Raw genomic sequence first — 19910 nt, 5'->3', positions numbered from 1 at the left:
AAACTAGCAGAAGAAAAAGATTCGTTTTCAAAAAAGGAACTCGTGCCGACATAGGATATAGCCTATGGTTCACGTGACATAACCGTCAATTGGAAAATTCAGGAAATCCGCTGATTTATGGAAGAAGAAAGAAAGAAAGAGTCCGAATTCCGAATCAAAATCGATAGAGACAGTGATTCCTATGAAGACTTTGTCGACCAAATCAAAACTTCTATAGAGGCCAAAGACCAAACAAGTCTTAAATCGATGCTTGATGGGGCTCACCCCGCAGACGTGGTCACCCTTTTCAAAGACCTAGAAAAAGAAGAGGAACTCTACTTATTCCGTCTCCTTTCCTATGAAGACCAAGCATACTCTCTCATCAAAATGGAAGAGGAGACACTCGAGTCCTTTTTGGAAGAACTTTCCGTGGATGAGATTTCCAAAACCATTGGGCATATTGAAACCGATGAGACCACCTACTTGCTTTCGTATTTGCCAAGTGCAAAAAGGGAACTCGTACTTGCGAACCTAAGTAAAACAGATAGTTTTGAAATTAGATCCCAACTTGGCTTCCGTGAATACTCGGCGGGACGACTCATGTCAAAAGACTTTGCCACAGTCACCATCACGGATAATGTCAGAAAAGGGATCATCAATGTCCGAAAAAAGGCCAAGGAAATCGAAGACATCTACCAAGTGTATGTTACCAATGAAGACGGTGTTTTAGAAGGTTTTATCCCTTTAAAAGATTTGTTCCTCACTCCCATTAATACAAAGGTTTCTAAGATCACAAACTTTTCTGTTTTTGCATTCCACTATGATGTGGACCAAGAGGAAGTTGCCAATACCTTTAAAAAGTACGATTTGGTGAGTGCCGCCGTAACAGATGATTTAGGCCGTATCATTGGCCGGATCACTGTGGATGATGTATTAGAAATCGTGGAAGAAGAAGCATCAGAGGACATCCTCCTTATGGCAGGGGTATCAGAAGATGAAAGGTTGTCTACACCCATCTTACAATCTGTCAAAAGAAGGATTGTTTGGCTGAATGTGAACTTACTCACAGCCTTTGTGAGTTCGACTGTGGTTGCTTTTTTTGAAGATACCATTTCTCAAATTGTTGTACTGGCAACACTAATGCCAATTGTGGCAGGCCTTGGTGGGAATGCAGGAACACAGTCTGTAACAGTTGTAATACGAAACATTGCAACAGGGGATTTATCTTTTTCCAATTGGTGGGACGCCGTGCGAAAGGAGTTCACCATCGGGGTTTTAAATGGGCTCGCCCTAGGAGCCGTTACCTTCACCATGATTTATTTGGTAAAGGGAAACCTAACCCTAGGCCTAGTCGTCGGAACGGCAATGTTTGTGAATATGATGGTTGCTTCCCTCGTAGGTTCCCTTGTTCCCATTCTCTTAAAGAGTATGAAAATTGACCCAGCCATTGCATCTTCGATTTTTGTCACAGCCACAACAGATGTTTGTGGTTTTTTCTTCTTCTTAGGACTTGCCACGGTCTTCGCAAAATATTTGGTTTAGGGATTGTCCTTTTTCTTTAAATTTCTTGCCAGTGGAAGAAACCGCCAAATACTGATGACCAAATGAAATCTTTGTTTCACTCTGTCCTTTTTGTTTTCCTATTTTCCCTTGTTTCTTGCCAAACCACAAAAGAACCTTCGGTCCAAACGACAGACGAAACGAAAACCGATAACCTAGCCCCAAAAGACATCCTCCCACCACCCGGTGGCGAAGGGGAAATCATCTTAAATGAAAAAGGGGAAGAGGTGCAAAACCATACAGGCGAAATTCCATTTTTCCAAAAGAAAAGTGACCTCCCACAAGAAGTTTTCCGCGTTTATATCGCCTCTGATTCCTATATGGTGAGGCAAATCCGCCACACAGATAAAATCCGAAGGAAACCAGATGCCGGTGGGGATGAACTTTCGAAAGAGGAAATGAAAAAGTACGACCTACTCAGTTTTGTGGATGATGGGATCATTTCAATTGGATTAAACACGGTGACGGGAAAATTGGAATCCATTGCTTTTGATAGAAGGGTTCCCCGCATCAATGACATTGCCAAAATCATCCAAAATGATGCTTCCCGTTTTAATTATGAACATTCTTCTAAAGATGGTAGTCCACTCATCACACGATTCCTCGTGACCTACCAAATCCGATTGTATCCTGGTAAAACGCGGGATGAAATCAAACAGATGTTACAGAAGAAAAAATAAATTTTTCCTTCTGCTTCTATTTCCTTTTAGGAAAGGTAACCATCATTGCCATTGGAACTTTCCTTTTTTCTCATAAGAGAAAGGAATGTTCTCTAATAAATTTGGTACTTTGAGCCCCGAATCCCCTTGTAATTGGTAAAGTGCTTCTTTGGATTGGATCGTTTTGTAAAGAGAGGTGCCAATCGATGCCAAAGGGAATTGGTTTTCCACTTTTACAGTCGATTCCTTTCCACCATTTACGATTTCTTTGGGAGTTCCATTTAAAAAATTTTCACCGGCTAATTGTAAGTTGTATTTCAAATCGGTAAGTCCAAGGGCAGAAGCAGCTTGGTTTGTGAAAACAAAATCGAATTCTGTTTTTAAATTGAGATTTAGACCAGCTAACCCTGCTTTGGCGGCAGATGTCACAGGAGTTTTGGAACCACCGAGTAAACCTTTTAGAAAATTGGTTGTGGTACCTGCAAGTGATTCCGTATTGGAAACACTTAGGATTTCCGATTCACTTGGCATAAGGATTTTAAAATTTCGAATTTCCACATCCGGTAATACAGCAGGGATTTCTCTTTTTTGGACAAATGGAAAGGTCAATGAGTCTTTTCCAAGCAATTGCCATTGTTTTGGGATCGGAACTTTCATATTTCCTTCGGCACTCACCTCTAATAATGGTTTTGTGGGAAATTTTTTGTACAATTGCAAAAGATCTGTATATTTCAGTTTCACATCAAGTGGTAAGGACTTGGTTTTTTTTCCTTCGATCACTCCTAAATCTGTTTTGATATGGGATAATTTCATTCCTTCAATTTTGATATCCATATCCAAAAGAGAACTTGGAAGGGAAACGGGATAAGGATTGGTAAAGGAAGTTTCCACTCCTAAGGTAATGTCTGTGAAGGTGATTTGTTTGATATGGAGGGATTTAAAGGAAAATTCTGGAGTTGGGATTTTGTCTTGCAAAACACCAAGAACAGAACATTGGAACGAAAACAAAAAGGCTAGGGAAACTAGGAGACGACTCATGACAGAAGACTTGATCCGAAAAATTCGAATCTGTCAAGAGAATTGGATTTCGAGCACCACGGGGGCATGATCGGAGAGTATGGGTTCCTTGGCGATTTTTGCATTTTGGATTTTCAAAGCCTTGGATTTGGTCACAAAAAAATAATCGATCCGCCAACCTTTATTGTTCTTCCTTGCTTGGAACCGGTAGGTCCACCAGGAATATTCCTCTTTCACTTCTGGGTGGACGAACCGAAAGCAGTCAAAAAATCCCAAGTCTAAAAATTCGGTTAACCATTTCCGTTCCTCAGGCAAAAACCCTGAGTTCTTCTCATTCCCCTTGGGATTGTGGATGTCCTTTTCTGTGTGGGCGATGTTCACATCCCCACAAACAAGGAGTGGTTTTTTCTTTTTTAAAAATGGTCTGGCAAGTTCAGTAAAGGCATCTAAAAACTGGTATTTGACCTTTTGGCGCTCTTCTCCGCTCGTTCCCGAAGGAAAATACAAATTCCAAAGGTAAAAATCGGAAAACTCAAGGAAAACAGACCTTCCTTCCGACGTAAAAATCCCGTCTCCATAACCAATCTTTGTTTCCTTGGGTTTGATTTTTGTAAGGACCGCTGTCCCACTGTAGCCAGCTTTTTCGGCCAAACAAAAATGGACTTCATATCCCAGTTTGTGGAATTCTTCTTTGTCAATTTCTTTCGCCGGGGCCTTCGTTTCTTGGAAACAGATAATGTCAGGATTTTCGTGACGTATAAATTCGAGTAAACCTTTGCTCAGACTGGAACGAATTCCGTTGCAATTTAACGTGATGATTTTCATCTAGAAATCAGATCGATTCAAAGTCATTTTAAGTCGATACTAAAAACAGTATGTTAGAAATTTCTGCCGAAATTCCCTTCTTAAAAACGTCCAAACTCATCTTACTTGTTTGGGATGAGACCCTTCCTAGTTTGGAATCTTGGAAAGGGGAGGAAGGCATCACTATATTTTTCCAAACACGGAGGACAAGGGAACTTGAATTCCGATTTGGGCCTCCTCCTTGGGGGATTCGTTTCCAAAACAATCACTTTGAATATCCTTTTTTATCCATTCATAATATTTCAGCAAACAAGTATTTGGCGAAAGAACTTACACAAGCAAGTGAAGGCAAAAATCTCTTTGTCATTTATCCGAAAAACGTTGAGGTGGAAGTACGGTCTGTTTTTGCAAGGCTTGAATACCTTTTTGATGATAGGATATCACCCGACCGCATCACTCACAGGTTTGGTCTCACGGGAAAAACAAGTTCTATACCAGAAGCAGTTGTAAAAACAAAGGAAATCGAAACAAAAAGTTTATCTTACCCGCCTTTGGAGCTGATTGGTGAGAGTGGGAAAACAAAACTCCGCCAAATGGAATTGGTTACGGTTCCTTTTGAAAACGAAACAACCGTCCCAAACAAATCCACCGATTCACCTAAAATCCAAACAATAGAAAGTTTGGGAAATGATACGGATGGAATGGGAAAAGAAGAAGATCCGAACCATCCCTATGATATGATTGAATCTTCCTTTGCCACAAGTGATGGTATAATGCATACAAACGGGCATCAGGTGAATGGCAAACAATCATTACCTGAGGGTGGCGAAACTACAAAAGAAAAAATCTCAGATAATACCAGATCTGAAAAAGATAAAATCGATGAAGCTAAAGTACCCGACACCATCGACTCCACAGTCAATACCAAATTTTCTTTGCAGTTGAAAATGATGGGGGTCATTAGTTTACTTTTTATCCTCTCAGTTGCCACCATCATTATCATTGCCTCCTTTTATTTTAAACAATCCATTGAACTACAGTTACGTGATAATAATTTACGGATTGCTGAGATCATTGGATCAAAAGTTAAGTCCGATATTTTGGGTGTTGTGGAAAAGGGGCGTCAAATCGCAATCACTCTCACAACACAAGGTTTGCCTGAAGATGACAGAAAACTTTTACTCAAAACATTTTTCAAAAATGATAAGGAATTCATTTACTTAGGAATTTTTGAAAAAAGAGGGGATACCCTTGTGAAAAAACGAGAGGTATTCAATGAAGAAGAACTGAAAAAAAGTTCCGTCACGGAAGATGACTTCCACGCAGTTGTGGAAAGGAACAGGGACGCCCTGGCAGAGGCCTTCAATGGACAAACCGTTCTCCTCAATTCGAGTCCTGGGTTTGTCGAACCTTCCTTTGCGATTGCCATTCCCACAGCGGAAAATGGGGAATTAGACAATGCCCTTGTAATCATTGTCAAATTAGAAAAAATCATCGGTGCCTTTTCCAAAAAGGGAATTGAAACCACATTTATGGTAAACGGCTCGGGTACTGTACTTGCCCATCCGAAAGAAGACTTAGTTTTAGCGGCCACTGATTTAACTGGTATGCCCATTGTCAAAACGATGCTTACCAGTGCGCCAAGTACGGGTCAGATGAGTTATTTGGATGAAGAATTGGGAGGGAATTATTTAGGTTCTTTCCAAAAGATTGGGTTTGCCGATGCGGGTGTCATCACCATTGTTTCGGAAGAAAAAGCATTTGCGGCTGTTTACAAAAGCCAAAGAACCAATCTTTATATTGCCGGGATTGGTTTGTGTTCTGCTCTTATCTTTGTATTTTTCTTTTCCAAAACAATCACAAAGCCAGTATTACAGCTATTAAGTGCTACTCTTGAAATTGCGAAGGGTAATTTTAAAATCGGAATCAAACCCACAACCCAAGATGAGGTGGGACTTCTAACCAAATACTTCATTGATATGGGACAGGGTTTGGAAGAAAGGGAAAAGGTAAAAAACATCTTAGGGAGTATGATCGATCCTGTGGTGGTCCAAGAAGCCATGGTCGACCTTGCCGCCTTAAAACGAGGATCGGAAACTCATATTACAGCGTTTTTCTCGGATGTTGCGAGTTTTTCCACGATTTCAGAACAGCTAAAGAGTGCGGACCTTGCCTCCCTTCTCAATGAATACCTTTCCGCGATGACTATCATCTTGAAACAACACGAAGGTGTTTTGGACAAATACATTGGTGATGCCATCGTTGGAATTTTCAATGCACCAGTACCTGTGATCGACCACGAATTAAAGGCTGCGAGAGCCAGTGTGGATATGGTGAAAAAACTAAAGGAACTGAGAGAGTACTGGACCAAAAATAATTTATACTCAAAAGAAGCACAAGCAATGGATGCAAGGATTGGTCTCAATTCTGGCCCAGCTAAGGTTGGTTTTATGGGTACAGATGCCCTCGCATCTTACACCATGATGGGCGATACGGTTAACCTAGCTGCAAGGCTTGAAGCAGCAGGTAAGGATTACGGAGTGAATATCCTCATTACAGATCCAATTCGTGATAAAATCAAGGACGAGATGCTCACACGATTCGTGGATTTAGTAAGAGTGAAGGGAAAAAATGAACCCGTTCGAATCCATGAACTGATTGGCTACAGAACAGAGTTAGAATCAAATTTGTTAGAAGCTGCATCTTTGTATGAATTGGGATTTGAGGAATACCTCAAACAAAATTGGAAAAAGGCAATCCAATACTTCCAAGATTCAGAGAAAGTAAAAGGTACAAAAGACAAATCAGGTCGGATGCTCATTGAGCGATGTGAAGAATACAATTTGAATTCTCCAGGCAAAGATTGGGATGGGGTTTTCACAAGGACTCATAAATAATCACCATGCGTTTGTTAAATGATACAAAATTTGTGGTAACGGGACTAATCTTACTCATCCTGTTATTTTCTATTTTATTGTATCGGAATCTCAATTCTAAAGCCAATGATTCTACGGAACCAACAATTGGTGTCATCACTTTCAAAAATAAAACGGTACTTAGAAAATACAATGATGCAGTTGTTTGGGATTTGATTGAATCAAGAACTGAGGTGAAAAATCGCGATACAATTCGTACAGAAGGTTTGTCTGATGCCATTTTAACCTTGAATGATGGTACAAAAATCAATATTTCCGAAAACTCGATGATTTTACTCGATATCTCAGATAAAAACATCAATATTAATTTTGCATATGGATCTTTTGAGGCAGCAAGAGAGGCTAGCTCTTCTGGCGAAATCAAAATGAACATCACTGCCGGAGACAAAACGGTCGAAGTATCCAATGGAGATATCAAACTCGACAAAACAAAAACAGAATTGAATATCAAAGTTGACCAAGGGGAAGCAAAACTCACTTCTAATGGGAAAGAAGAAACCATTGGAAAAGACCAAATTGCCAATGTCTCTGAGTCTGGTGTAAAAGTTGCGAAACAATTGTTTCGTTTGGTAAGTCCTGAGGATAGAAAAAATATTTTATCAGATTCTGGTTCTGAAAAGGTCAATTTTGCCTTGGCTGGTTGGAATGTTGATTCCTTAAAAAAAGCAAATCCTACACTAGAAATTTCTTTTTTTCCAGATTTTTCAAAATCCTTGGTCCGAGAAAAGTTAACATCCGCTACTGTTACAAAAAAATTGGAATCAGGATCTTATTATTGGAGGGTGTCCTATACAGATCCATCAAACCAATCCAAAGCAGTCACAGAAGTGTTTCAGTTCCGTATCTTAAATGACCCTTCTTTAAAAATAGTATCTCCTAAAAATGGGGAAGTGATTTCTTTTTCCAACGAAATCCCCATCATTCGGTTTGTTTGGAATCAATTGGAATTGTATTCTTCCTATACTGTGTTGATTGCGCGAGACAGTTCCTTTTCCGAAATCGTAGCAACAAAACAAACCCAGAACCAATCATTGGCATTTGATACCCTAAGGGAAGGAACCTACTATGCAAAAGTCCAAGCAAAATCAAACCTGCCTGGAATCACCGATAAAATCACTTCCATAACCTCGTTTCAAATCCAAAAGAAAACGAACACGAGCCCACCAGAATTATTAGAGCCTAATAGAGGTAAGGTGATCGCAGAAGAACTCACAAAATCACAATTATTTTTTTCCTGGAAGGATGATAAAGATTTCGAATCGTACATTTGGGAAATTTCAAATGATCAAAATTTTGTAAATGTAGTCGATTCCGCAAAGGTAAAAAACAATTTCTATAAATTGACAACGGGACTTAAGGTTGGCACATACTATTGGCGAGTGAAAGGGATTGGAAATGGGGGGATAAGTTTTGATTCCAAACCGTTTCCACTTGTAGTCATCGCCAAAGAAGAGATGGAATTAGTGAGCCCAAACCAAGGTGCAGAAGTAGAAGTGGATGAAAGGAATCTTGTTGTTCTCAAATGGAAAAAACTCACTTCAAAGTCGACTTATGAAATTGAAATTGCAAGGCAGGCTGATTTCTCTCAAACCATTGTGAAAGAATCGGTAGATGGAAATTATTTTGAATTCAGATCAAAGGAATTAGGGAAGTTTTATTGGAGAGTGAAGTCTTCGGGTGATGAATCCAATGTGAGTGTGACTCGGAATTTTCAAATGGCATCCAATGTAGAACCACCTAATTTATTATCACCTTCGCGAAATGAAACAATCGACCTGTTTACGAAAAATTACATTAGTTTCAATTGGAAACCTGCTGAAAAAGTTACTGGTTACCGCTTAAAGCTCATCGATGTGTCTGGTATCCGTGAGAAAATCATTTTGAATGAAAGGATAAATTCCAATAAATTCCAAATGAATGAAATCCAAAAATTAAATGTAGGGCGGTTTCGTTGGGAAGTGAGTTCTATTTATAAAGCGAATGATGGATCGGAACGTGAGTCTGCGGCAAACAAACAAGATTTTTTCATTTCAGTTCCAGAACTAAAAGTTCCTAAAATTTTAACCCCAGGGACGATTTATGTGGAATAAGATTTTTTACAGTTCCCTTATGGTCTTCTGTGTCACTACAACTCTGTATTCTGAGCCTGAGGTAGAGGAGTCCACCCAACACCAGTTACGTTGGATGGAAGTGGAAGGGGCAACAGGTTATGTATTAGAAATCAAAAATTCGAGTGGTTATCTCGTTTTATCCGAGAAAGTAAAAGGGACCACATATGATTTGGTGAACTATACCTCGGGGGTTTATGAACACAGGGTAGCTGTGATCAATAAACTTGGGAAAGTGGGGAGTTATTCTGATTGGGTAAAATTTGAAGTGGTTGTGTCACGAGTTCCTACCCTTACAAAAGATTCAGTGTATTCCGTATCTAAGGAAGAAAAGGAAAAAGTATTTTTGTTAGAAGGGAAAGACTTCATCCATCCCATGAAGGTGTACATGGTGACTGGTGGCAAACGCATTGCTGCCAAAAAAGTGGTCATCGAATCTGATTCGGTTGCCAAAGCAACCTTTGCAGTAGATCCCGATTCGGATACTGGGATTTATGATCTTGTTTTAGAAAACCCAAGAAACAAAACTTTAACCGTCAAACAACGTGTTGTATTGTCGGATTCAAAAGAAAGAGCCGCAAATTTTGCCAAACGCCAAGAACGCATCATCAAAAAGGAAATTCCAGAAGATTATTACGAAACACCGTATTGGTCGACATTATGGCGTTCGTCTGTTTTGCCTGGCTGGGGACAAAAGTACATCGATGGGAAAAATTGGAAACTGTATGTTTACCCTGTTGTGGCAGCTTCTGCACTAGGTTTGTATGCCAATTCTTATAACCGATTTTTAGCGGCAAGGTCAGATTACCAATCGGCAGTATTACTCGGAGCCATCCTTGCAGAAAATCCAGATACGCAAGTGTTATGGTTTTTAAATCGCAGCAATGCAGAATCAAGTTTTAATCGCGCAAAATCAGAGTTAGGTGTAATTCAGGTAGGTGCTGGAATCCTTGGTGCCTTTTTGGTATACAATTTAGTAGATTCGTATTTCTCAGCGAAACGCAACGTGGCCATGAAAGAACCAGGGATTCGTATCGGTAGCGAAAACCAAAGAGTTTTTGCATCCCTTATACAGGAATCTGGTTTCTCCCAAACAAGGCCGGGGATGGAAGTTGGTTCACGTTACCAAATCGAATTCTCATCTCGTTTTTGACAAAAAGCTTGTTTAGGAAGGCACTTCCTACCAAGATGAAATTATGCCAATTCCCATCCTTTATTGTGATCGAAGTTCCAAAGAGTTAACCTCTCGTTTCCTCCAAGGGGCAAGGGAAGATCTCACCACTGCCACCAATCGAATTTTGCCAATTTTAGAGGATGTGCGAACCAAAGGAGATTCGGCTTTATACTCTTATACAGAAATGTTTGATGGGATCAAACTAAATGGGCTCACCATTGATCCGAAATCCATCAAAACCAATATCGATCCAAAAACCAAAGAAGCATTCTTACGAGCCAAGGAAAATATTGAAACCTTCCATAAGGAACAAAAACGAGAGGCTTGGTCTAAGACCATCGATGGGAATCGGTTAGGTGTGAAGTACACTCCCATTCCTTCTCTTGCTGTGTATGCTCCTGGGGGAAAGGCTTTGTATCCCTCAAGTGTATTAATGGGAATCATTCCAGCAAAAATTGCAGGGGTTCCAAGAATCCAACTCATCACACCACCCCAAAAAGAGGGGATTCCAGAAATTTTAATCTGGTTAGCACAAATTTTAGAAATTGATCGGATTGTGACGGTTGGAGGGGCTCAAGGGATTGCCGCTTGTGCGTATGGGACAGAGTCGGTTCCCAAATCAGAATTCATTGTAGGTCCTGGCAATGCCTATGTTGCCGCCGCCAAATCTTACTTAAGCGGACAAGGACTGATTGGAATTGATAGCCCAGCGGGTCCAAGTGAAGTTTGCATCATTGCGGATAAAGAGGCAAACCCGCATTGGATCGCCTGTGATATGTTATCCCAAGCAGAACATGGAGAAGATTCTTCAGCAATTTTACTCACAACCGATGTTACCCTTGCTAAACGTGTCCAAGAAGAATTGGAAATTGCTTTTGTAGAACGTCCCAAACGTCTGGCAATGAAACAAAAAGCAATTTATGAAAACTCAGGGATCCTTGTCTTCCCATCGATGGAAGATTGCATTTGGTTTTCGAATGAACTTGCACCTGAACATTTAGAAATCCAAACGACTGACAACGAGGCTGTTTTCTCTCAAATTGAACATGCGGGGAGTGTTTTCCTTGGTGCCTATTCCCCAGTGGCGATGGGAGATTACATATCCGGAACAAATCATATCCTTCCGACAGCACGTGGAAGCAGGATTTATTCCTCTCTTGGTGTGGATACCTTTCTCAAACGAGTGACCTTCCAAGAAGTGACAAAGGAATCTTTAGAAACCTTATACCCATTTGTCAAACTCATGTCAGAATTGGAAGGCCTGGATGAAGAACATGGTACAAGTGTGAAAGTGAGAACAAAGGGTTTTCGATGATCGTTGCCAGTGAGATTTCAGAACTAAAAAAAATACTCTCTACCTGGAAACAAAATGGAGATAGCATTGGTTTTTGTCCAACGATGGGAACACTACACGCTGGCCATATGGACCTCGTCGAAACTTCTAAAAAACAATGTTCCAAAACCATCGTTTCTATTTTTATCAATCCAACCCAATTCAATGATCCAAAAGACTTTGCTGCTTATCCAAAGAATACGGACGCCGATTTAAAGTTATGCGAAGAAAAAGGTGTCGATTTGGTATTTTTACCAAATGTGGATGTGATGTATCCAAAAACATCCACACCGATCCAGATGAGCATTCCCAGTTTACAATCAAGCCTATGCGGTCGGACTAGGCCAGGGCATTTTGAAGGTGTACTACAAATTGTAGCAAAACTCTTTCATTTAACAGAGCCAAATTTTGCTTTTTTTGGCCTAAAGGATTACCAACAATTCCGGGTCATTTCTGCGATGGTAGAGGAATTAAATTTTCCAATCCAAGTGGTTGGTGTTCCAACCAAACGCGAATCAGACGGTCTTGCTATGAGTTCACGAAATCTACGGTTAACTCCAAAAGACAGAGAAACTGCTAGCTTAATCCCAAGGATGTTCCAGTTGGCAAAAAAAACAATAATGGGTGGGGAGAGGGATCTCAAAGTTTGGAAGGAAATCCTAACTGATTTTTTACTCACTGGGATGAATGTAAAAATTGATTATTTAGAAGTGGTAGATCCCATAACCTTACAACCAGTAACAAATCTTTCTGGGAAGATACTTCTTGCGACCGCAGTCTTTGTTGGTGAAGTCCGCCTCATAGACAACGAAATATTAAATTGTCCACCTACTTAAACAATGTCTAAAGATCTCCAACTCCGACCTTACCATCCGAAACTTGTATTCTCTGAAGCAAAACAGACCTTGGTCAATTTGAGTGGAATCCCAGAGTCTGCGTTTTCATTTGTAACAAGTGAACTCTACAAAACAACCAATCCTAACCAAACATTTGTTGTGGTGTTACCAACAAACCAAGAAGCTGAAAGTTTTTCACGGGAACTCTTAAGTTTTTTAAATAAAGAAGAAATTTATTTTTTCCCAGGGCCAGAAAACATTCCCTATGAATACACGAAATGGCAAGCAGAATGGAAACGTGATCGGATTTTAGCCATCAATCAGATATTGGCAGGGAATCGTAGCCTTGTCATTACCTCTGTTGCCGCAATCCTTAGAAAGTTACCTGAAAAACAAAGTTTACAAGGAAAATCCGTCACACTTAAGTTAGGTGTTGATTTTCCTCTGGAATTATTACTTTCGGAGCTCGTCCAACTTGGTTATCACAGAGAAGAAGTTTGTGAACAATTTGGCCACTTTAGTTTGAAGGGTGGGATTTTAGATATTTATACTCCCTTTTTAACAAACCCAGTTCGTATCGATTTTTTTGGAGATACAGTTGATGAAATACGAACATTTGATCCCAATACTCAAAAGTCAATTGCGAAGATCGATGAGGTTGTCATCACAGCAGCCAATGAAACGATCGTATCTAAGAAAGAAATAGAAGCGTATCAAAATCGGATAAAAGAATCTGTTGGGAAACGACTTCCCATTGACCAAGAAACAGAAATCATCGAAGAACATTTACCACTCGTAAGGAAACAAGAAGGGTTCTTAGAGTTCTTTAAAGAAGATCCAATTTTAATTTTCCCCAAATTCCATGAAACAAAGGAAAGAAGTTTTGGAATGGAAAGGGAATACAAAACTCTTTTTGAAAAGAAAAAGGATGAATCCCTTTGTTTGCCCCCGGAAGAATTATTGTCCTTTGGAAGGGAATGGAAGGCTCTGACAAGTGAAGGTACACCAGGGATTCAGTTTTCCCTATTGCCAAGCACGGAACACAATTTTTCGTATGCGCCGATCACAGAAGTAAAAGGATTCCGAGGTAAAATCCGAGAAGCCAAGGAATATTTTTTAGAATTACTCTCGGAAAACCCAGGGCATACCATCTTCATCACATCTTCGTTTTCTGCACAAATGCTCAGGTTAAAAAGTTTGTTCTCCGAAACAGAAGTGACAACGATTGGGGAAAACTCAGAAGAACCGACCCCATTTCCTTTTGCGACTGTCAAACCTGGCATCCATTTGATTGTATCTGAATTGAAACGTGGATTCCAATTGGTCGAAAAAGGAATTTTTGTTTTTACAGACAACGATCTCTTTGGTCGCCAATACAAACGAAAAACTCGTTATAAAAAACAATCTTCCCAGATGATTGAATCCTTCATAGATTTAAAAGAAGGAGATTACATTGTTCATGTGAACCATGGTGTGGGCCGTTTTATCAAAATGGAACGAACCAAGGCAGATGGAAAGGAAAGGGACTTTTTAAAATTAGAATATGCTGGTGGAGATAGTTTATTTGTACCACTCGATCAAATCTCTCTTGTCCAAAAGTACATCGGAGGGACCGATTCACCTAAACTTGATACCTTAGGCAAAAATTCCTGGAAAAAAGCAAAAGAACGAGTCCAGGAATCCGTAGATAAGCTAGCCGAAGAACTGGTGTTATTGTATTCAAATCGAATGAAGTTAAATGGTTTTGCCTTTCCTCCCGATACCATTTGGCAAGAAGAGTTTGAAGCTGCTTTTGAATTCGAAGAGACACCGGATCAAATTTCTGCCATTGAAGCAGTAAAACAGGATTTGGAATCACAAAGGCCTATGGACCGTTTGGTTTGTGGGGATGTGGGTTATGGTAAAACGGAAGTCGCCATTCGAGCTGCCTTTAAAGTGATCATGGCTGGAAAACAAGTGATGTTACTCACACCAACTACCATCCTTTCTCTTCAACATTTTAATACATTCAAACAACGTTATGAAAATTATCCCATTAAAATTGCTTTTGTTTCGAGGTTTCGTTCTGCTTCGGAAATAAAGGAAGATTTGAAGAATTTTACAGAAGGGAAAATTGACATGCTCATCGGAACACATGCCATTTTATCTTCCAAAGTGAAACCAAAAAATTTAGGATTACTCATAATCGACGAAGAACAAAAGTTTGGTGTGACGCATAAAGAATCCATCAAAAAATTTAAGAACTTGGTGGATGTTTTAACATTAACAGCCACACCCATTCCACGTACCTTACATATGGCACTCACGGGAATTAGAGAATTATCAATCATTTCTACTGCTCCTAAAAATCGACAAAGTGTCGAAACATATGTTTTAGAAGAAGATGATACCCTTATCCAAGAAGCGATTCGTAAAGAAATCGAAAGGGGTGGTCAGGTTTTCTATTTGTACAACCGAGTTGAATCCATTGAAGAAGAAGCATCCTATGTGAGGAGTCTTGTTCCAGAAGTGTCTGTTGGTATCCTACATGGCCAATTGACAGAAGACGAAATCGAAGAAACCTTGGTGGATTTTTATGAAAGGAAATATGATATCCTTGTCACCACAACCATCATTGAATCCGGAATTGATATGCCCAATGTGAATACCTTGATTGTCAAAAGAGCGGATATGTTTGGTCTGTCGCAGCTTTACCAAATCCGAGGCCGTGTGGGCCGCTCTGATCGAAAGGCATATGCGTATATGTTTTATCCTTCCAAAAAACTGATGACTGAGCTTGCGGAAAAACGTCTGAATACCATTTTCGAATACCAAGAGTTAGGTTCTGGTTTTAAAGTTGCGATGCGAGATCTTGAAATTCGAGGGGCAGGGAACTTACTTGGCAAGGAGCAGTCGGGAGACATTATGGAGGTTGGATTTGATCTCTATGTGAAAATGTTAGAAGAAGCAATTTCACGAATCAAAGGAGAAGAAGTCCGAGTGGAAGTAAGGACTGCAGTCAACCTAAAAACCAATTTTTATCTCCCAGATGATTACATTCCAGACACCAAACAAAAAATCGAGTTTTACAAACGGTTTGAAGGTTCTGCCAACTTGGATGAAATTGAAGAACTGTCTTTGGAGATGGAAGACCGATTTGGAGAATTACCACAAATTGCAAAAACCTTCGTGGAACTTGAGAAAATTCGAACTTTATCATCCAATTTGGGTTTTGAATTTGTGACTGAAAAACCTGATGAAATTTTATTTAAGTGCGGAACGTACTTCAGAGGAAATCCGGACCGGGTCATCCAAGCGATGAGCCAATTCAAAGGCCTAACCATAGCGCCTTCTGAACCATCTGTATTACGTTATACGAATATTGAAAAAGAGGATCTTAAAAAAATCAAAAAACTACTGGGTATTTTAGAATTCCTTGCCGCTTAAATTTTAAGCAAAGGAATCAATCCCTTTCTCTCAAAAAAAGATAGACATTGAGGGAATTGGCGAAACCATCATCTCAAATCTATTTTGGCACTAAAATAATATGAAAAAAATCCTCCCATTATTTGTTTTTTTGGCATCCTTGGCCTTTGTTCAGTGTTCTGACTCTTCCCCGGTCATCGAAACCTTAGACAACCACAAAATCACCGTAAAAGATTTTGAAGCAGCTTACGACACTGCTCTCGATTCCATTAGCCGTTTGCAAAACATCGAGAAAAAGACACTCTTGGAATTCATTGAAAAAGACATAAATGAAGTCCCTCCAAACTTCCAAGACCTTAACTACCAACTCCAAAAGAAAAATTTCTACCAAACTTATAGGCAGATGATCATGACGCGTTTGGTTGCTGAAAAAAATGGGTACATTTCAAGACCGGATGTCGCAGAAGTGATCAAACAAGTTGAGATGCAAACAATTGCCCAGATGTATGTATCTGAACAAGTTGAGAAAAAAATTCAAATCACTGACGAGCAGGCACTTGCTGAATGTGAGAGAATGAGAAAAATTGACCGTAACCTAAATCTCACAATCGACAAATGTAAAATGTTTGCAAAAGCAAACTTAAAACAAATGCAAACGAGAGAGTACCTTCCTTTGGTTGTAGAAAGGATCAAAGAGGAAGTAAGCATCAAACGAAATGAAAAGTTTGATTTAGATGCTTACCTTGCACCTAAGAAAAAAACGGAAGAACAAACACCCGCACCAGCACCAAATAACTAAGGTTCAATGGATAATACATTAAACGCGTTTTTACGTGGCATCATCGAAGCTGCCACGGAATTTTTGCCAGTGTCATCCACTGGCCATTTATTTTTATTTAGTTATTTTTTCCCGTTTAAAAATCTATCTGTCCCTCACGAAGCGTTTGAAGATTTGTTTGATATCTTCATTCAAACTGGTGCCATTCTTTCCGTTGTGGTCCTCTATTTTAGAACTCTTTGGACCCATTTAAAATCAGCCATCTTATACAGTTTCAAAAAAACTGAGGATGCCGCGGGCTTACATTTTTATTTAAACCTTTTCATTGGAATTTTACCGATTTTAATCCTCGGTTTTGTATTTAAATCCTGGCTTGACCAAGTGAAAATGAGATCAGACCTTCTTTTGATCCTCGGGGGATCCTGGCTTGTCGGCGGACTTGTCATGGTCTTTGTTGAAAAAAAACATTTAGATGATAGCAGTGGCCAAAAGATAGGTTGGAAAGAATCACTGATCGTTGGGTTTTTGCAATGTTTTGCATTGATCCCTGGTGTTTCTAGGTCGGCGGCAACAATTATCTCTGCTAGGACCTTAGGAGTTTCCAAAAAAGACAGTGCTGAATTTTCTTTTTTCCTTGCGATTCCTGTTTTGACCTTGGCTGGACTTTATAAATTGTACAAACACCGTGCCATTTTAAATTCAGAAACCATTGGGTTACTTATTTTTGGAAGCATTGTATCCTTTATCATTTGTTTTTTTATCATCAAACTTTTTATGGCCTTCATTAGAAGAAGGAGTTTCATATCATTTGGTGTTTATCGGATTGCATTAGGGATTCTAGTAATTCTTTATTTTCTACGTGGTTAAGAAATTCTAAATAAAAACTCTTTTTATCCTGATTTTGCGAGATGTCTAAAAGATGGAAAAATAGTTTTGTATTCCTTTTGTTTTCTTTGTTTCGTAGAAAGTCTCGTTCGCTCCATAGGATGGCTTCCTGGAAATTTCCCAATTGGAATTCCGATTTAGCAATCATATAAAACAAAGTTTCCTTGGTTGGATTTTCATTGACCGCAATTTTTAGGTGTGTGATGGATTCGTTCCAAAGTTTCTTTTGGAAATAGATTTTTCCCGCAAAAGAATGGAAATTGGGATGCGGGTTTGTTTCGATCAGACGTAATAAATCACCTAAAGCTTGATCCAAATGGCCCGCTTTGGCGTTTGATTGGATTTCTAAAAATTGTTTTCGGATATCTTCCGAAATCATTTTTTTATCAGTTTTGTCCCGGTAGGCGATTCTGATAAATGAAATATCATCGGTAATCTCTCCGTTCTCGTTAATTTCACGAACAAGGGGTAATAATTCTCCTTCTGACCTTTCTACAAATCGTAAAATTAAAGTTTCATCTTCGTTGATGTAACGTTCGCCTGTTGTTTGTTTGATACTGATATCATCCCGACCATCGGATCCGATGAGCAAAACGTCTCCATCCAATAGAGAAAATGTTTTGATTTGGAACTGAGAATTGTTTTTTGGAAACCCTAATTTCCTCATCGATAATTCTGTTTCAATAAAGGAAGCTACACCGTCTCGGTAAAGGATACTCCATGGGTGTTCTGCGTTGGTATAGTAAACAAATCCATCCCTTCCAACCATACCAAGCACAACACTCGATAACATGGAACCATCAAAACTAGCAAAGACTGCTTGCAGTTCAACATACAAATCTTTGAGCCACAATTCAGGTGGTCTTTTTTTCGTATAACTGGATTTAGATCTAGATAAAACTGCTTGGAATACAACTCCGAGTACAAGGGCACCACCTGCACCTTGGATTGATTTGCCCATAGCATCTGCATTGGCAAATACAGTATAATCACCTGATTCCAGTTGGATGTTGCCTACAATGCAAATATCACCACCAATTTCGCCAGTTTTCCCTCGAAAAAGGAACTTTTTATACTGATTGACATAAGACTCAATGCTTAATTCTGGAATCTTATTTTCGATCCTTGCTAAAGGTTGTATGAGAAGAGATGTTAGAAAATAATCACCATCTTGTTTTTCTTTTAGGTTTTGCAATTGGAATAAGGAATCATGGAGTGCAACAGTTCTATCTTCTACTTTTCTCTCTAAGTTTCGATTCAGATCCTCAACCTGTTCATTTAACTTAACAAAGGAATTTGCAAGGATGATCGCAAGTGATCCATTAAAAAATAGAAACGCATAGCCCATGATACGAGGAAACACCCAAAAATTACGATTGGTAGCAGTGTCAATGAGTGCAGCAATGAGTACAATGATCAGTCCAAACGTAATAGAAATTGCCTTTTTTTCCTTTTTCTTCCAATTCCGAAAGAGGATCATAAAAACCCCAGGCCAAAGAAGAACCATCATGTGCTTGTACTTCGACAATATCCCCCGCACTTGTTCCCTCTGCGACAGATTCGATGGCTCCTGAAAATACCCAAGGATGAAAATTTAATACTGCCTTTTCTTTATTCTTCTTTAAACGAATGACCATTTTTCATCCAATTGCATTTACGAATTGTTCTCTAGAAGAAATTATCCCCTCGATATTATGATAAAAAAGTTCATCATCCTTCTTGTCGTTTCTTTTTCCCAAATGGACGCCGAACCCATTTTGGATTTTAACATCCAAACAGATCCGAAATCCAATTTGTCTCTCGACTCTTCCTCTTCAGACCCGAGTTCAAATTGGTACTTTTTGGATCATCAAATGAGTGAATCCGATATCCAAAATCTAAGTGAAGAAAATTTTTTTAACTACCAGTGGAAACGGATAAAGATTCCAGGTAACCTGCCACCAAATCAAAAAAATGAAACCAATCAAAGGACTGTTTTCCTTGCAAAATGGGTTCAATTCCATGAAAATCCAAACGAACAATACAGCCTTCGGCTAGGAATCATCAATGACAGGGACCGAACTTTTTTAAATGGAAATTTGATTGGAAAAACTGGAGAATGGAATTCGCCACTGCCACAATACTATGATAAGGTGAGAATTTATCCGATTCCTGCGTCCTTAGTCCAATCAGGTAAAAAAAATCTGATTTTGATTCAAATCCAACTCTACTTTCAAAAATCAGGAGGAATCGAACAAGATAAAATCATACTCGGACCATCTAACCTAATCCAATCCCAATTCTTTAAAGAAGAATAAAGAAAAGGCAGTATTAAATTTTCATCCTTGGGTATTTTCAGGAGCCATCGAATCTGTCGCAGAGGGAACAAGTGCGGGGGATATTGTCGAAGTACAAGCACATGATGGTTCTTCTTTGGCCTGGGGTTTTTTTGATCCT

General features: G+C 39.4%; 15 protein-coding genes and 1 pseudogene. 12 read left to right on the top strand and 4 right to left on the bottom strand.

The features are described 5' to 3' along the window. The first annotated feature begins 117 nt into the window (after window positions 1-117). The gene (gene mgtE / locus EHQ62_RS08020; RefSeq protein ID WP_135641738.1) at window positions 118-1521 is read left to right on the top strand and encodes a magnesium transporter; all 1404 of its coding nucleotides are present in this window, start codon (window positions 118-120) and stop codon (window positions 1519-1521) included. Window positions 1522-1583: 62 nt separating this feature from the next. Then, complete coding sequence (locus EHQ62_RS08015) at window positions 1584-2219, top strand: LA_2219 family laminin/E-cadherin/plasminogen-binding protein (protein ID WP_135641737.1); 636 nt, start codon at window positions 1584-1586, stop codon at window positions 2217-2219. Between the two features lie 42 nt (window positions 2220-2261). On the opposite strand, the gene EHQ62_RS08010 is transcribed toward EHQ62_RS08015, so the two are convergent. Both EHQ62_RS08010 and EHQ62_RS08005 read right to left on the bottom strand, forming a co-directional pair. Continuing rightward, the gene (locus EHQ62_RS08010) at window positions 2262-3236 is read right to left on the bottom strand and encodes an LEA/WHy family protein (RefSeq protein ID WP_135641736.1); all 975 of its coding nucleotides are present in this window, start codon (window positions 3234-3236) and stop codon (window positions 2262-2264) included. A 33-nt stretch (window positions 3237-3269) separates the two neighbouring features. Then, a complete protein-coding gene (locus EHQ62_RS08005) occupies window positions 3270-4040 on the bottom strand; it encodes an exodeoxyribonuclease III (RefSeq protein WP_135641735.1) in 771 nt (256 codons plus the stop codon). 50 nt (window positions 4041-4090) lie between these two features. Between EHQ62_RS08005 and EHQ62_RS08000 the strand changes: the two genes are divergently transcribed. From EHQ62_RS08000 to EHQ62_RS07965, 8 genes are all read left to right on the top strand, one after another. Continuing rightward, a complete protein-coding gene (locus EHQ62_RS08000; RefSeq protein WP_135641733.1) occupies window positions 4091-6916 on the top strand; it encodes an adenylate/guanylate cyclase domain-containing protein in 2826 nt (941 codons plus the stop codon). A 5-nt stretch (window positions 6917-6921) separates the two neighbouring features. Beyond that, on the top strand, window positions 6922-9045 hold the full coding sequence (locus EHQ62_RS07995) for a FecR domain-containing protein (protein ID WP_135641731.1): 2124 nt from the start codon (window positions 6922-6924) through the stop codon (window positions 9043-9045). A gap of 19 nt (window positions 9046-9064) precedes the next feature. Next, a complete protein-coding gene (locus EHQ62_RS07990) occupies window positions 9065-10216 on the top strand; it encodes an LIC11435 family protein (RefSeq protein ID WP_341866973.1) in 1152 nt (383 codons plus the stop codon). Window positions 10217-10259: 43 nt separating this feature from the next. Beyond that, a complete protein-coding gene (hisD, locus tag EHQ62_RS07985) occupies window positions 10260-11552 on the top strand; it encodes a histidinol dehydrogenase (RefSeq protein WP_135641727.1) in 1293 nt (430 codons plus the stop codon). After that, window positions 11549-12406: a pantoate--beta-alanine ligase gene (gene panC / locus EHQ62_RS07980; RefSeq protein ID WP_135641725.1), complete on the top strand. Its 858-nt coding sequence runs from the start codon at window positions 11549-11551 to the stop codon at window positions 12404-12406. Before hisD ends, panC begins: the two co-directional genes overlap by 4 nt. A gap of 3 nt (window positions 12407-12409) precedes the next feature. Then, window positions 12410-15832 carry a transcription-repair coupling factor gene (gene mfd, locus EHQ62_RS07975; protein WP_135641723.1) on the top strand — a complete coding sequence of 1141 codons (3423 nt, stop codon included), beginning with the start codon at window positions 12410-12412 and terminating at the stop codon, window positions 15830-15832. A 100-nt stretch (window positions 15833-15932) separates the two neighbouring features. After that, complete coding sequence (locus EHQ62_RS07970) at window positions 15933-16610, top strand: lipoprotein LipL31 (protein WP_135641721.1); 678 nt, start codon at window positions 15933-15935, stop codon at window positions 16608-16610. Window positions 16611-16616: 6 nt separating this feature from the next. Further along, complete coding sequence (locus tag EHQ62_RS07965; protein ID WP_135641719.1) at window positions 16617-17456, top strand: undecaprenyl-diphosphate phosphatase; 840 nt, start codon at window positions 16617-16619, stop codon at window positions 17454-17456. Here EHQ62_RS07965 and EHQ62_RS07960 read toward each other — a convergent pair. Continuing rightward, a pseudogene (locus EHQ62_RS07960) lies at window positions 17389-18960 on the bottom strand (SpoIIE family protein phosphatase); the annotation flags it as partial. The gene EHQ62_RS07965 and the pseudogene EHQ62_RS07960 sit on opposite strands and share 68 nt — an antisense overlap. Further along, the gene (locus EHQ62_RS07955; protein ID WP_244241690.1) at window positions 18863-19111 is read right to left on the bottom strand and encodes a hypothetical protein; all 249 of its coding nucleotides are present in this window, start codon (window positions 19109-19111) and stop codon (window positions 18863-18865) included. The pseudogene EHQ62_RS07960 and the gene EHQ62_RS07955, both read right to left, overlap by 98 nt. Before the next feature lie 57 nt (window positions 19112-19168). Here EHQ62_RS07955 and EHQ62_RS07950 point away from each other — a divergent pair, with 57 nt between their 5' ends. Continuing rightward, a complete protein-coding gene (locus tag EHQ62_RS07950) occupies window positions 19169-19771 on the top strand; it encodes a hypothetical protein (RefSeq protein ID WP_208720648.1) in 603 nt (200 codons plus the stop codon). A 46-nt stretch (window positions 19772-19817) separates the two neighbouring features. Next, window positions 19818-19910: hypothetical protein (locus EHQ62_RS18700; protein ID WP_244241696.1), on the top strand; the 93-nt coding region annotated here is incomplete at its 3' end.

This window comes from Leptospira jelokensis (assembly GCF_004769635.1).
Taxonomy (GTDB): domain Bacteria; phylum Spirochaetota; class Leptospiria; order Leptospirales; family Leptospiraceae; genus Leptospira_A; species Leptospira_A jelokensis.
Note: the sequence above shows the minus strand (reverse complement) of the source record. Positions and strands in the feature narration are given on the sequence as shown.

What these genes read in the sequence shown, in the direction of transcription:
- mgtE (WP_135641738.1), top strand. Translation starts at nt 118, where the DNA reads ATGGAAGAAGAAAGAAAGAAAGAGTCCGAATTCCGAATCAAAATCGAT.
- EHQ62_RS08015 (WP_135641737.1), top strand. Translation starts at nt 1,584, where the DNA reads ATGAAATCTTTGTTTCACTCTGTCCTTTTTGTTTTCCTATTTTCCCTT.
- EHQ62_RS08010 (WP_135641736.1), bottom strand. Translation starts at nt 3,236, where the DNA reads ATGAGTCGTCTCCTAGTTTCCCTAGCCTTTTTGTTTTCGTTCCAATGT.
- EHQ62_RS08005 (WP_135641735.1), bottom strand. Translation starts at nt 4,040, where the DNA reads ATGAAAATCATCACGTTAAATTGCAACGGAATTCGTTCCAGTCTGAGC.
- EHQ62_RS08000 (WP_135641733.1), top strand. Translation starts at nt 4,091, where the DNA reads ATGTTAGAAATTTCTGCCGAAATTCCCTTCTTAAAAACGTCCAAACTC.
- EHQ62_RS07995 (WP_135641731.1), top strand. Translation starts at nt 6,922, where the DNA reads ATGCGTTTGTTAAATGATACAAAATTTGTGGTAACGGGACTAATCTTA.
- EHQ62_RS07990 (WP_341866973.1), top strand. Translation starts at nt 9,065, where the DNA reads ATGGTCTTCTGTGTCACTACAACTCTGTATTCTGAGCCTGAGGTAGAG.
- hisD (WP_135641727.1), top strand. Translation starts at nt 10,260, where the DNA reads ATGCCAATTCCCATCCTTTATTGTGATCGAAGTTCCAAAGAGTTAACC.
- panC (WP_135641725.1), top strand. Translation starts at nt 11,549, where the DNA reads ATGATCGTTGCCAGTGAGATTTCAGAACTAAAAAAAATACTCTCTACC.
- mfd (WP_135641723.1), top strand. Translation starts at nt 12,410, where the DNA reads ATGTCTAAAGATCTCCAACTCCGACCTTACCATCCGAAACTTGTATTC.
- EHQ62_RS07970 (WP_135641721.1), top strand. Translation starts at nt 15,933, where the DNA reads ATGAAAAAAATCCTCCCATTATTTGTTTTTTTGGCATCCTTGGCCTTT.
- EHQ62_RS07965 (WP_135641719.1), top strand. Translation starts at nt 16,617, where the DNA reads ATGGATAATACATTAAACGCGTTTTTACGTGGCATCATCGAAGCTGCC.
- EHQ62_RS07955 (WP_244241690.1), bottom strand. Translation starts at nt 19,111, where the DNA reads ATGGTCATTCGTTTAAAGAAGAATAAAGAAAAGGCAGTATTAAATTTT.
- EHQ62_RS07950 (WP_208720648.1), top strand. Translation starts at nt 19,169, where the DNA reads ATGATAAAAAAGTTCATCATCCTTCTTGTCGTTTCTTTTTCCCAAATG.